This is a genomic window from Rugamonas fusca (assembly GCF_014042365.1).
Lineage (GTDB): Bacteria > Pseudomonadota > Gammaproteobacteria > Burkholderiales > Burkholderiaceae_D > Rugamonas > Rugamonas fusca.
In genome coordinates this window covers 158,915-171,890 of record NZ_JACEZS010000010.1, presented here as the reverse complement: position 1 = coordinate 171,890, position 12,976 = coordinate 158,915, and the positions used below count along the sequence as shown (strand labels likewise).

Genomic DNA, 12,976 nt, shown 5'->3' with positions numbered 1-12,976 from the left:
ACGTCAAAGGCAAGCTTGATTTTGAAGGGAAAAATAGAGTGCCGCATCTACCCGGTTCTGGTAAAAAGGTGACATGAAGAAAGAAGAATTAGTGCAAACCCTGCAGCAACAACTGCATGCCGTGCAGTCCGAGCGGCAAGGCGCGCAACGCGATCCGGCGCTGCTGGCGGCACGCACGGCGCTCAAGCAATTCCAGTCGCAGCGGCTGGCCACCACCCACGCCGACCTGCTGGCCGCGCCCAATTCGCGCGAGGCCGCGCTGTTTTTTCTCGAAGAACTGTACGGTGCGCACGACCTGAGCCAGCGCGATGCGGACCTGGAACGCATCATCCCCACCATGCAACGCTTATTGCCCGTCAACGCATTGCAGACCATCACCGAAGCGATCGTGCTCGACGCGCTGTCGGAGCGGCTGGACACGGCCATGGCGCGCGCACTGGGCACGCAATTTGACCTCAACGATTACGTGGCCGCCTACCGCGCCTGCACCACGGCGCCCGACCGCACGCGCCAGCTGGCGCTGGTGCAGGCGCTGGGCATGTCCTTGTGCGAGCTGGTGCGCATCCCCTTCCTGAACGCCACGCTGCACATGATGCGCGGGCCGGCCAGGCTGGCCGGGCTGGGTGACTTGCAGCAATTTTTGGAACGGGGCTTCACGGCCTTCAAGCGCATGAAGCAGGCCGGGCAATTCGTCACCACCATCGTCGGCCGCGAACGGCAGGCGATGGAGCACATCTACGCCGGCGCCAGCGCGCCGTTCGACGTGGTGTAGCGGTGGCGTGGGTCAGCGCCGGCGCGGATCCTTGCCCTGCGCCACGGCCGCCATCTGGCGCGCGATGCCGCGCAGGATGTTGACTTCCTCCGTTTCCAGCCCGGCCCGCGCGAACAGCCGCTTCAGACGCGGCATCAGCTTGCGCGGGTTGCTGGCATCAAGAAAGCCAATCGCCACCAGCGCCTGTTCCAGGTGGGTGTACATGCCCTCGATCTGGGCCAGGCTGGCCGCCTCGCCCTGAAAGCCCACTTCCGTCGCGGCGCGCTGGCCGTCCAGCGCCGCCATGCGGCACTCATAGGCCAGCACCTGGGCCGCCTGCGACAGATTGAGCGACGAGTAATCGGGGTTGGCGGGAATGTTGATCAGCACATTGCACTGGGCCACCACGTCGTTGGGCAAGCCGAATCGTTCATTGCCGAAAATAACGGCCGCGCGCAGCTCGCCATTGGCCACCAGCTGGCCCGCCAGTTCGCGCGGCGTGAGCACGGGCGGCGAATATTCGCGCAGCCGGGCCGACACGGCGGCCGCGAAGTTGATGCCATCGAGCGCCTCGGCCATGGTCTGCACCACGCGCGCGCCCTGCAAGATGTCGAGCGCGCCACTGGCGAAGGCCACGGCCTCCGGGTCTTCCAGCATGCCCTCGAAGCGGGGCGACACCAGCACCAGCTCGGTGTAGCCCATGGTCTTCATGGCCCTGGCCACGGCCCCGATATTGCCCGCCCGGCTAGTCTGGACCAGAATAAATCGCAGCCGGTGAAAAAGAGTCGTGTTGATTTCGGGCAGGTTCATTTAAAATAGCGCTATCGCGCGGTTTCGATACTAAAAATTCAATCTTGCAAGCTTGCCACCAGAGGCGGCCCGCAACCCCGGATTTTACCCTGTCGCCGCCGCTTCGCTCTTTAATTCATTCTTGTACCCCCATTGTGCCGCCGGGACGACTTGGTCCGGGCGGGCAGTGGCGTTCTTTTAACGGAAAAGCTTACATGCACCCAATGCTCAACACGGCGATCAAGGCCGCCCGCCGCGGCGCCGCCGTCATCAACCGCGCCTCCTTCGACCTCGATCGCGTCACTGTGACCGAGAAACAACATAACGATTTCGTCACCGATGTCGACCAGGCCGCCGAACAGGCCATCATTGAAGTGCTGTCCAAAGCTTATCCCGACCACGCCTTCGTGGCCGAGGAATCGGGTCCGTCCAAGAACGCCAACGACGAGAGTGAATACACCTGGATCATCGACCCGCTCGATGGCACCACCAACTTCATGCACGGCTTCCCGCAATACTCGATCTCGATCGCGCTGTCGCAGCGCGGCGTGATCACCCAGGCCGTCATCTACGACCCCGTGCGCAACGACCTGTTCACGGCCACCAAGGGCGCCGGCGCCTACCTGAACGACAAGCGCATCCGCGTCACCAAGCTCGACCGCCTGGCCAACGCCCTGCTGTCGACCGGCTACGTGGCCGGCTCGGCCAAGGCGCTCGATGAATACCTGAAGATGTACGGCATCATGGCCGAACGTTGCCATGGCGTGCGCCGCCCCGGCAGCGCCGCGCTGGACCTGGCCTACGTGGCCGCCGGCCGCCTGGACGGCTTCTATGAAAAAGGCTTGAAACCCTGGGATATCGCGGCCGGTTCGCTGATGGTGACGGAAGCGGGCGGCATCGTCGGCGAGTTCAGCGGCGAGTCCGACTACCTGTACAAGGGCGACATCATCGCCGCCAGCCCGAAGATCTTCGGCCAGATGGTCGGCCTGCTGACCCCGTTTATCTGAGATAACACGATCGCCAGCTGAAAATTAGAAGTTTTGTTACAAAAAAAAGGGAGCATTTGCTCCCTTTTTCGTTTCCGTGGCGAAATATCTGGCCAAGGATGCTGTTATACTCCGGCCTGCGGCGCCCTGACCAGTCCTCTGCCGCTGTCTTACCTAATCCGATTGCCTGCGACTGGCGCCATCCGTGGCGACAGGCCGATCTTTATATAAAGTTATCATGTCCTTTTCCAAACTCGGTTTGTCCGACGCTATCGTCCGTGCAGTAACCGAAACGGGTTACACCACCCCGACCCCGATCCAGGCGCAGGCGATCCCTGCCGTATTGAATGGCGGCGACCTGTTGGCCGGCGCCCAGACCGGCACCGGCAAGACGGCCGGCTTCACGCTGCCCGTGCTGCACCGCCTGTCGACCGACGCCAACGGCATGGCCATGACGGGCAACACGTCGCAACGTCCGATCCGCGCCCTGATCCTGACCCCGACCCGCGAACTGGCGGCCCAGGTCGAGGAAAGCGTGCGCGTGTACGGCAAGTACACCAAGTTGAACTCCACCGTGATCTTTGGCGGCGTGGGCATCAATCCCCAGATCAAGCAGCTCAAGCATGGCGTCGACATCCTGGTCGCCACCCCGGGCCGCCTGCTGGACCACATGGAACAGCGCACGGTGGACCTGTCGAAAATCGAGATCCTGATCCTCGATGAAGCGGACCGCATGCTCGACATGGGCTTCATCCGCGACATCCGCAAGGTACTGGCCGCGCTGCCGCCCAAGCGCCAGAACCTGCTGTTCTCGGCCACCTTCTCCGACGAGATCAAGGCCCTGGCCGACGGCCTGCTGAACAAGCCGGCCACCATCGAAGTGGCACGCCGCAACTCGACCGTGGAAGTGATCGCGCAAAAGATCCACCCGGTCGACCGCGACAAGAAGCACCCGATGCTGGCCCACCTCATCAAGAGCAACAACTGGCACCAGGTGCTGGTGTTTACCCGCACCAAGCACGGCGCCAACAAGCTGGTCGAACAGCTCGGTAATGACGGCATCGGCGCCATGGCCATCCACGGCAACAAGAGCCAGTCGGCCCGGACCAAGGCGCTGTCCGAGTTCAAGGACAACAAGCTGCAAGTGCTGGTGGCCACCGACATCGCCGCGCGCGGCATCGACATCGACCAGTTGCCGCACGTGGTCAACTACGACCTGCCCAACATTCCGGAAGACTATGTGCACCGCATCGGCCGCACCGGCCGCGCCGGCGCCACGGGCGAAGCCGTGTCGCTGGTGTGCGTGGACGAGCACGACATGCTCAAGGACATCGAAAAGCTCATCAAGCAGACCCTGCCGCGCGCCGTGATTCCCGGCTTCGAGCCGGATCCGAACGCCCGTCCGCAACCGATCCAGCTGCGCAGCGGCGGCCCCGGCCACCGCAACGGCGGCCAGCGTAACGGTGGTGGCGGTGGCAACCGCAACGCCGGTGGCGGTGGCGGTGGCGGCCAGGTAATCCGTGTCAAGACCGGCGGCGGCGCCAAGCCGCGCGGCGCGGGTGGCGGTGGTGGCGGTGGCGGCCGTCCAGGCGCCTCGCGCTCGGCCCCGCAGCACCGCTCCGGCGGCCGCGGCCGCTAAGCCCTTGGGGGCAGCAAGCCACAGCATGCTGTGGCTTTTTTTTCGCCAGGCGCCATGGAAAATGGGGACGGACCCCGATTTTCGCAATGCGAAAATCGGGGTCCGTCCCCATTTTCCCTTTTTCCCCTGGCGCCGTGGCGGCCTGGGCGGGTGCCGCCCAGCGCCACCGCCACGCCAGCTTTTCGATTACGATAGCGGCTCACGCTTCCTGGAGTCCTCATGCCTAAGTTCGCCGCCAACCTGTCCATGCTATTCACCGAAGCGCCATTCCTGGACCGCTTCGCCCTGGCCCGCGCGGCCGGCTTCGATGGCGTCGAGTTCCTGTTCCCCTACGCCTATGACGCGCAACAGATCGCCGAGCGCCTGCGCCGCCATCAGCTAGAGCTGGTGCTGCACAACCTGCCGCCGGGCGACTGGGCGGCCGGCGACCGCGGCATGGCCTGCGATCCGCGCCGCGTCGAGGAATTCCGCACCGGCGTGGCGCTGGGCCTGGAATACGCTACCGAACTGGGCACCCCGCGCCTGCACTGCATGGCCGGCATCGTCCCGCCCGGCCTGGCGCCGGCCCGCGCGCGCGACACCTTCCTGGACAACCTGCGCTACGCATCGGCCCAGTGCCGCCCGCACGGCATCGCCTTGATGATCGAACCGATCAATCACTACGACATGCCCGGCTACTTCCTCAACCACAGCTGGCAAGCGCGCGAGCTGATCGCCGCCAGCGGCTGCGATAACGTGTTCCTGCAATACGACATCTATCACATGCAGCGCATGGAGGGCGAACTGGCCAACACCATGCGCGCCAACCTGCCCCTGATCGGCCACATGCAACTGGCCGACACCCCGGGCCGCCACGAGCCGGGCACGGGCGAAATCAATTACCGCTTCCTGTTCCAGCAACTCGACGCCATGGGCTACCAGGGCTGGATAGGCTGCGAATACGTACCGCTGGCCGACACGGCCAGCGGCCTGGGCTGGCGCACCGCCCTCACCGCCTGACGTTGGACTTGCGTATCCGCAATATCTAGCGGCAGTTGTAGCACAACAATAGTCCCGACGCTCCCCGCGAAAGGACGATATGAAACCGCCGCGCCTGCCCCTTCCCACCGGCTTGCTCCGCCTGTCGTTGGCCCTGTCCTTGGCCGTGTCGCTGGCCGCCGCGCTGGGCGGCTGCGCCAGCAGCACGGCGCAGATGGCGCAAGTCCGCGCGCTGGCGGCCGAGTCGGCCAAGCTGGGCGCGTGGCACGACCTGACCGCGCGCTACCGCGACACCTACGCGCGCGAGCAACCCTACCTGAGCCCGGAAGCGGACGCCCGCGAACGCGCCCAGGACGCGGCCCGGCGCGCCGCCAGCGCCGACTTCCTGCGCATCGGCCGCAGCGTGCAACTGTACATGCAAACCCTGGGCACGCTGGCCGGCGACAACCAGTACGACCTCGAAGACCAGGTCAAATCGGCCGGCACCGCCATCAAGGCCTGGCCCGACAGCGGCCTCGATGAGCGCCACGTGAACGCCTATGCCGGGCTGACCCGGCTGCTGGCGCACGCCCTCGGCAGCCGCTACCAGGAACGGGCCGTGCGCGAGCTGGTGCAAGCGGGCGACGCGCCGTTGCAGGCATTGCTGGACGCCATGCGCATCCTGCTGCGCGCCTACGCCGGCAGCAACGACAACGAGCAAGCCCTCGTCACGGGCTTGCTGGAAGTGAACATCCCCTACCGCAACACGCCCGACCAGCGCCTGCTGGCCACGCTGGCCAAGGTGCAGTTGCGCGCGCTGCGCAGCGAATACCGGCTGATCGGCCGCCGCCTGGCGCTCACGGCGCGCAACCTCGATGCCATCGCGGCCGGCCACAAGACCTTGCTGGCCCAGCTGCAGCAGGCCGACGATACGGCCGTCGCCAGCCTGGCACAGGCCAGCGCGGCCGTGCGCGCCAGCCAGCACCAGGCGGCCGACGACGCGTCCCTGTCGCCAGCGCCCTGACGGCCCGCCCGCTCACACCGGACACCGGGCTTCCCCTCCCCCGGCCCTGCCCGCGCCAGCGCCGCGCAGGGCGCCCGCCGGCCAAGCCACCGCACCTTCTCAACCAACCCGCCCACGCCCAAGGAGCCTGCCCCATGTCCACTCCCCTTCCCCCGCCGCCCGCTGCGCACGACATCGAAGCGCTGGCCGAACGCCTGTCCGCCTGCGCCGACGCGCTGCACGCGCGCCTGATGCGGGCCATCCGCAGCGCCACGGCCGTGCCACCGGCCCCCGCCGCCGCGACCGCCACGGCCATCGCGCGTGGCGCCTCCATCGACCAGGGCTTGTCGCAGGGCGCGGCGCAGGCGCTGTTCGAAAACGAGGTGGCGCTGCGCCAGCGCGCCAACGGCCTGTACCTGGATGCGGCCGTGCTGGCCATGGGCGGCCTGGCCGGCGCCCAGCAACAACTGCTGGCGCTGACGGCGCAGGCAGCCGAACGCATCCGCACGCTGGACCGCCTGCGCGACCTGGTCGAGCTGGCCGCCGAGCTGCTGCAACTGGGCGCGGCCGTCGCCAGCGGCGCCCCCGAACACCTGGCCGCGCCGCTGGAAAAGCTCAAGCAGCACCTGGCCGACCTGCGCGATCCGGCGGCCCCGCCGCCAGCCTGACACCAGCCGCCACGCCGCACACCAGGGCCGGTAACGGCGCCACCACGGCGCGGCGATTGCAGTACAATGGGCCGAACGCGATCCTGCGCGCCACGCGCAGGATGGCCCTTGTCCATCAGCCAGTGAGGCGGTCATGAACGGTCTGGAACAGGAACAATGGGAGAGCTTGCATGCGCGGCTTGAACAAGCCCGGCTGGACCTGCTGAGCCAGCTGGCCGACGACTTCAATCCGGGCGCCGACGTGCTGGCCCCGGCCGTGATGGAAGTGGAAGCGTCGCCGGCCGATAACGCCAGCAACCGCACCCTCAATGAACTGGTGCATGAAACGGCCGAACACACGGCGCGCCACCTGCAAGTGGTGCGCCACGCGCTGGCCAAGTTCGACGATGGCAGCTATGGCCTGTGCGCATCGTGCGGCGAACCGATCGGTTACTCGCGCCTGAACGCGCGCCCGGAAGCGCGCCTGTGCATCGCCTGCCAGACGCGCGAGGAAAAACCCCACCGCTAACGCAACGCTCACCGCATGTGCTGGCCGCCGTTGATGGCGATCTCGGCCCCCGTCATGAACGCCGCCTCCTCCGACGCCAGGTAAGCCACCAGCGCCGCCACCTCGTCCGGTTCGCCCAGCCGGGCCATGGGTATCTGCGGCAGGATCTTCTGTTCCAGCACGTCGGCCGGCACCGCTTCCACCATGCGGGTGCGCAGATAGCCGGGCGCCACCGTGTTGACGGTGATGCCGTGGCGCGCCACTTCCAGCGCCAGCGCCTTGGTCAGGCCGTGCATGCCAGCCTTGGCGGCCGCGTAATTGCACTGGCCGAACGCGCCTTTCTGGCCATTGACGGAGGAGATGTTGATGATGCGGCCCCAGCGCCGTTCCAGCATGCCATCGAGCACCTGCTTGCTCATGTTGAATACGCTGTCGAGATTGGTGCGCAGCACGGCCTGCCAGTCGTCCAGGTCAAGCTTGCTCAAGCGCTGGTCGCGCGTGATGCCGGCGTTGTTGACCAGCACATCGACCGCGCCCAGTTCCGCGCGGATGCGGGCCACGGCCCGCGCGCAATCGTCGTAATCGGCCACATCCACCTGGTAGGCCCGGCAACGCAAGCCCTCATCCTTGCGCTCCTCGATCCAGGTCTGGAAACCGCTGTTGCCCGGCGAATAGGTGGCGGCCACGGCGAACCCGGCCCGGTACAGGCGGTGGCAGATCGCCGTGCCCAATCCCCCCATGCCCCCCGTCACCACGGCCACGCGTTTGCTGTCCATGCTCCCCTCCTGATCTTGTTATAAATGCATCGGTTTATGAGAGCGATCAAGCGCCGTATTGCGCAAGATCAAATGGGTCGCGGATGATGCAATTTACACACTAATCCTCCGATACCCACGGCTGGCTGCGAATCTTGGCCACCTGGCGCATGGCCAGCCAGCGCCACAGTTGCAGCGCGTCCGCCTGGGGCAAGGCCGTCATGTGGCGCGGACTGGCCAGCGCGATCTCGCAATCGCGGTCGGACCACTCCTCGAAGCGCACGTCGCCGCCCTTGGCCACTTCCAGCGCGTACATCAAGCCATCGTCGTAGCCAAAGCGCAGCACGGCCGTACCGGGCGCGCCGTCCGGGCCGGTGGTCTTGCCGCTGTAGACGTCGGCCAGCGCGGCCACCAGCTGGGCCTCGGTGGGGGCCGTCACGTCGCGCCCGTCGGGCCGCGTTAGCTCTACCCATGCCTGTGTCATAGAGACTGTCCCTTTCACACTCGTTAGCAACCTGCTGGCAAATCATGCCTGTACTACAAGGCACGGCCATGATGTAGCTCTGCTCCAGGCCCGGTGGCGGGCGCCCTGTGGCGCGCCGGACGGAATGTGGCGTTTTGATTGTAGCAACTATCAAGCGGGAAATTACACGCGCCACCGCAAATTATCACCAGCCGCAACAACATGGCGGCCCCGCCACGCCGGGTGAAAAACTTCCCACCGCCCGTGTCACCCCAGGCCTTATAATCGATTGCGCCGGTTTATTATGTTTCTGTCCATAAAGCTTTCATGACGATAGGTACGCCTGATGGATTTGCACGACCAGCCCCCCGCCACGCCACCGGAACAGCCGCCGCCAGATAGCGCTGGCGTGCAGCTGCAACTGGCGGTCGAGCAAGCGCCGGTCGGCATCGTCTACCTGGACCGCGAAGGCATGGTGCTGCGCGTCAACGCCCGCCTGTGCCAGATGCTGGCCATCCCGCCCGCTGAGCTGCAAGGCCGCCACTACAGCCACTTGCTGGCCGAGGCCGACCACCAGCTGGTGGCGGCCGGCCAGGCCGAACTGCTGGCCACGCCCGGCGTGGCGCAGAAGAACGAGCTGCGCTGGCGCGCCGGCGACGACACCTTGTTATGGACCCATGTGACGCGCTACAGCGTGGCCGGGACCGAAGGCGGCCCCGCCGGCCAGGTATGGTGGGTGGCCGACATCAGCCAGCGGCGCCAGCTCAAGGACATGCTGCAACTGTCGAACCGGGCGCTGGCGGCCTGCTCGAACGGGGTGCTGATCACCAGCGCCACCGAGCCGGACTACCCCATCATGTACGCCAACCCGGCCTTCTACGCGATGACGGGCTATACGCCGATGGACATCATGGGCCGCAATTGCCGCCTGCTGCAGAACGGCGACCGCGACCAGCCAGGCCTGGCCACGCTGCGCCACGCGCTGGGCCAGCGCAAGGATGCCCACGTGCTGCTGCGCAACTACCGCAAGGACGGCACCCTGTTCTGGAACGACTTGCTGATCGCACCCGTGCCCGACGAGCATGGCGTCGTCACCCACTACGTGGGCATCCTCAACGACATCACTTTGCTCAAGGAAAAAGAGGAGCGCCTCACCTGGCAGTCCACCCACGACGAGCTGACCGGCCTGCCCAACCGCACCCTGTTCAACCAACGGCTGCAGCAAGCCATGCTGCGGGCCGGCCAGCACCATCACGCGGTGGCGCTGCTGTGCGTGGGACTGGACAACTTCGAACTGGTCAACGAAAGCCTGGGCCACGCGGCCGGCGACCAAATGCTGGCCATCGCCGCCCAGCGCCTGCAGCAATGCATGGGCGAGCACGACACGCTGGCCCGGCTGGGCGATCATGAATTCCTCGCCATCCTGGGCGCCGTCGATGGCGCCGGCGATGTGATGCCCGTGTGCGAGCACATGTTCGTCGTGCTGGCACAGCCGTTCACGCTGGCCGGCCATCCCGTGCACGTGAGCGCCAGCATCGGCATCGCGCTGCACCCGCAGGACGGCGCCGACAGCGCCACCCTGATGCGCTACGCCGACCTGGCCCTGACGCGCGCGCGCGAACAGGGCGGCGCCCGATACCAATTCTTCGCGCCGGAAATGAACCAGCGCACCATGGCCCGCATCGGCATGGAGGCAGCCCTGCGGCTGGCCATCGCGCGCGACGAATTGCGCCTGCTATACCAGCCGCTGGTGGACTTGCGCACGGGCGCCATCGCCAGCGTGGAAGCGCTGGTGCGCTGGCAGCATCCGACCCAGGGCTTGCTGGCGGCGGCCGATTTCATCGGTGTGGCCGAGCAGGCCGGCCTGGCCGACACCATCGGCGACTGGGTGCTGCGCCAGGCGTGCCGCGACCTGGCCGCCTGGCACGCCCAGCAGCTGGCGCCGCTGCCGGTGGCCGTCAACATCTCGCCGCGCCAGTTCCGCGACCGCCTGCTGGCCGGCACCGTGGCCGCCATCCTCAACGAGCACGGGGTGCTGGCGCCGGCACTGACGCTGGAGATCACGGAAGCGTGCCTGATGCAGGACAGCGGCGCCGGCGCGGCCAGCCTGGCCCGGCTCAAGGCGCTGGGCGTGCGGCTCACGCTGGACGACTTCGGCACCGGCTACGCTTCGCTGAGCTACCTGAAGCGCTACCCGTTCGACGCCGTCAAGATCGAAGGCCAGTTCATCCGCGACATCGTCACCGACAGCGACGACGCCGCGCTGGCCCGCACCATCATCTCCATGGCCCACCACCTGGGCATCGAAGTGGTGGCCGAGGGCGTGGAGACGGAAGCCCAGTGCGATTTCCTGCGCCGCAATATGTGCGACCTGATCCAGGGCCACTACTTCGCGCCGCCCGTCACGGCCGGGGAATTGCTGGCCATGCGGGCCGAAGGACGCGCGCTGCCGCCGCACCTGCTGCGCATCCAGAAGCAAAAGCGCAGCCTGCTGCTGGTGGACGACGAGCAGAACATCGTGTCGGCCCTGAAGCGCTTGCTGCGCCGCGATGATTACCAGATCTACACGGCCAACAGCGGCCAGGAGGGGCTGGACGTGCTGGCCCAGCACGCCGTGGACGTGATCGTGTCCGACCAGCGCATGCCCGGCATGCTGGGCGCGGACTTCCTGCGCAAGGCCAAGCTGCTGTATCCGGACACGATACGCATCATGCTGTCCGGCTACACGGAATTGCAGTCCGTCACGGACGCCGTCAACGAAGGGGCGATCTACAAATTCCTCACCAAGCCGTGGGAGGACGAGCTGCTGCGCGGCCACATCGCGCAAGCGTTCCAGATCAAGGAGATCGCCGACGAGAACACCCGCCTGCAGCTGGAAGTGCGCACCGCCAACCACGAGCTGGCCGCCGCCAACCGCCGCATGGAGGAGCTGCTGCTGCTCAAGCAGCGCCAGATCAGCCGCGACGAGGTCAGCCTGAACGTGGCCCATGAAGTGCTGCAGCACTTGCCGCTGCCCGTGATCGGCATGGACGACGCCGGCATGATCGCCTTCGTCAACGGCGCCGCCGCCGGCCTGTTCCAGCACAGTGGCGCCCTGCTCGGCAACGAAGCCAGCGTGGTGCTGCCGGAGCTGTTCCCCGGCGCCGGCGCCGACCAGCAGCCGGTGCACCAGATCGCGATCGCGGGCCAGCGCTACGACGTGGTGGTCTACCCCATGGGCGAGCGCTCGGCGTCGCGCGGCAGCCTGATCACGCTGAGCCACCGCGAGGAGCCATGATGGACCAGCCGCCGCACCTGCGCATCACGCTCGATCAGGCCGGCGCCGGCATGGTGCTGGCCGACGAGCTGTCCGATGGCCACGGCACCGTGCTGTTGCCGCAAGGCGCGATACTGACCGAGGCCACGCTGGCCAGCCTGCGCCGGCGCGGCGTGGCGCAGTGCGTCGTCGTGCGCCCGGCCCAGCCCGGGCACGGCGATGCGGATGCGGACGGCGGCGCGCCGGCGGCGCGGGCCGCGCTGCGCCAGCACCAGCTGGCGCGGTTGCAGCACCTGTTCCGCCACAGCGCGGGCCAGGAAGCCAACGCCACGCTGCTGCAACTGCTGACCGACTACCGCAACCAGGAGTGAGCATGCTCAGCATGGACGAGATCATCAAGCGCGTGCACGACCTGCCCTCGCTGCCGGCCGTGGTGGCCGAGCTGCTCGCCACGGTCGGGCAGGACGACGTGGACCTGCACGCGCTGGCGGCCAAGATCGCGCTCGACCAGTCGCTCACGGCCAAGACGCTGCGGCTGGCCAATTCCTCGTTCTATGGCATGCCGACCAAGGTCACCACCATCGGCCAGGCGATCGCCGTGCTGGGATTGCACAGCATCCGCACGCTGGTCACGGCCTGCTCGGTGACGGGCGCCTTCACGCCGGGACCGGGCAGCCAGTTCGCGTTCGAACCGTTCTGGCGCCACTCGATCGCCACGGCCGTGTGTGCGCGGGCGCTGGCGCGCCACGTGCGGCTGCCGCCGGAGGCGGCGTTCACGGCCGGCCTGCTGCATGACCTGGGCACGCTGGTGCTGGCCACCCGCTACCGGACCGAATACGAGGCGGTGGAAGCCTACCGCCGCCAGCACGACTGCACGGTGGGCGCGGCCCAGCATGCCATCTTCGGCCACGACCACGCACGCGTGGGCAGCGCCCTGGCGGCCCACTGGAATTTTCCACGCCCCATCCAGGACGCGGTGGCCGGCCACCACCAGCCCGACGGCGCCGACACCGTCTCGCTGGCCCTGCTGATCCACGTGGCCGACGCGCTGGCCCATGCGCTCGACCTGAGCGGCGAGGAGGACGACCAGGTGCCGCCCCTGTCGCAGCAAAGCTGGCGTATGCTGGCGTTGAGCGACGCGGCCTGCATGGCCGTGTTCGCGGAAACGGAATCGACGTTCCAGGACCTGTGCCAGATCCTGGTCCACTGACGGAGCAACGAC

General features: G+C 67.2%; 13 protein-coding genes. 10 read left to right on the top strand and 3 right to left on the bottom strand.

Annotated elements, in window-relative coordinates; genetic code table 11:
- Positions 1-73: 73 nt before the first annotated feature.
- Complete coding sequence (locus H3H36_RS13555; protein WP_182218379.1) at positions 74-772, top strand: DUF8198 family protein; 699 nt, start codon at positions 74-76, stop codon at positions 770-772.
- A 12-nt stretch (positions 773-784) separates the two neighbouring features.
- Here the strand turns inward: H3H36_RS13555 and H3H36_RS13550 are convergent, their stop codons facing one another.
- Positions 785-1,561 carry an RNA methyltransferase gene (locus H3H36_RS13550; RefSeq protein ID WP_182218376.1) on the bottom strand — a complete coding sequence of 259 codons (777 nt, stop codon included), beginning with the start codon at positions 1,559-1,561 and terminating at the stop codon, positions 785-787.
- 203 nt (positions 1,562-1,764) lie between these two features.
- Here H3H36_RS13550 and H3H36_RS13545 point away from each other — a divergent pair, with 203 nt between their 5' ends.
- From H3H36_RS13545 to H3H36_RS13520, 6 genes are all read left to right on the top strand, one after another.
- A complete protein-coding gene (locus tag H3H36_RS13545) occupies positions 1,765-2,547 on the top strand; it encodes an inositol monophosphatase family protein (RefSeq protein ID WP_182218500.1) in 783 nt (260 codons plus the stop codon).
- Positions 2,548-2,764: 217 nt separating this feature from the next.
- Entirely contained in the window at positions 2,765-4,165 is a 1,401-nt protein-coding gene (locus H3H36_RS13540; protein WP_182218373.1) for a DEAD/DEAH box helicase, read from the top strand.
- A 219-nt stretch (positions 4,166-4,384) separates the two neighbouring features.
- The gene (gene otnI / locus H3H36_RS13535; protein WP_182218371.1) at positions 4,385-5,164 is read left to right on the top strand and encodes a 2-oxo-tetronate isomerase; all 780 of its coding nucleotides are present in this window, start codon (positions 4,385-4,387) and stop codon (positions 5,162-5,164) included.
- Between the two features lie 79 nt (positions 5,165-5,243).
- Complete coding sequence (locus H3H36_RS13530; RefSeq protein ID WP_182218368.1) at positions 5,244-6,146, top strand: hypothetical protein; 903 nt, start codon at positions 5,244-5,246, stop codon at positions 6,144-6,146.
- A 134-nt stretch (positions 6,147-6,280) separates the two neighbouring features.
- Positions 6,281-6,793: a hypothetical protein gene (locus H3H36_RS13525; RefSeq protein ID WP_182218366.1), complete on the top strand. Its 513-nt coding sequence runs from the start codon at positions 6,281-6,283 to the stop codon at positions 6,791-6,793.
- Positions 6,794-6,926: 133 nt separating this feature from the next.
- Positions 6,927-7,301, top strand: a complete 375-nt coding sequence (locus H3H36_RS13520) for a TraR/DksA family transcriptional regulator (RefSeq protein ID WP_182218364.1) — start codon at positions 6,927-6,929, stop codon at positions 7,299-7,301.
- Between the two features lie 8 nt (positions 7,302-7,309).
- Here the strand turns inward: H3H36_RS13520 and phbB are convergent, their stop codons facing one another.
- Together phbB and H3H36_RS13510 are read right to left on the bottom strand one after the other, a co-directional pair.
- A complete protein-coding gene (phbB, locus tag H3H36_RS13515; protein WP_182218363.1) occupies positions 7,310-8,056 on the bottom strand; it encodes an acetoacetyl-CoA reductase in 747 nt (248 codons plus the stop codon).
- 100 nt (positions 8,057-8,156) lie between these two features.
- Complete coding sequence (locus H3H36_RS13510) at positions 8,157-8,519, bottom strand: hypothetical protein (RefSeq protein ID WP_182218361.1); 363 nt, start codon at positions 8,517-8,519, stop codon at positions 8,157-8,159.
- A gap of 325 nt (positions 8,520-8,844) precedes the next feature.
- Here H3H36_RS13510 and H3H36_RS13505 point away from each other — a divergent pair, with 325 nt between their 5' ends.
- From H3H36_RS13505 to H3H36_RS13495, 3 genes are read left to right on the top strand one after another with little or no spacing between them, the layout of a single operon-like run.
- Positions 8,845-11,775 carry an EAL domain-containing protein gene (locus tag H3H36_RS13505; protein ID WP_182218359.1) on the top strand — a complete coding sequence of 977 codons (2,931 nt, stop codon included), beginning with the start codon at positions 8,845-8,847 and terminating at the stop codon, positions 11,773-11,775.
- Positions 11,772-12,125, top strand: a complete 354-nt coding sequence (locus tag H3H36_RS13500; protein ID WP_229219900.1) for a hypothetical protein — start codon at positions 11,772-11,774, stop codon at positions 12,123-12,125. The genes H3H36_RS13505 and H3H36_RS13500 overlap by 4 nt, the downstream gene beginning before the upstream one ends.
- Before the next feature lie 2 nt (positions 12,126-12,127).
- Complete coding sequence (locus H3H36_RS13495; protein WP_182218357.1) at positions 12,128-12,964, top strand: HDOD domain-containing protein; 837 nt, start codon at positions 12,128-12,130, stop codon at positions 12,962-12,964.
- Positions 12,965-12,976 lie beyond the last annotated feature (12 nt).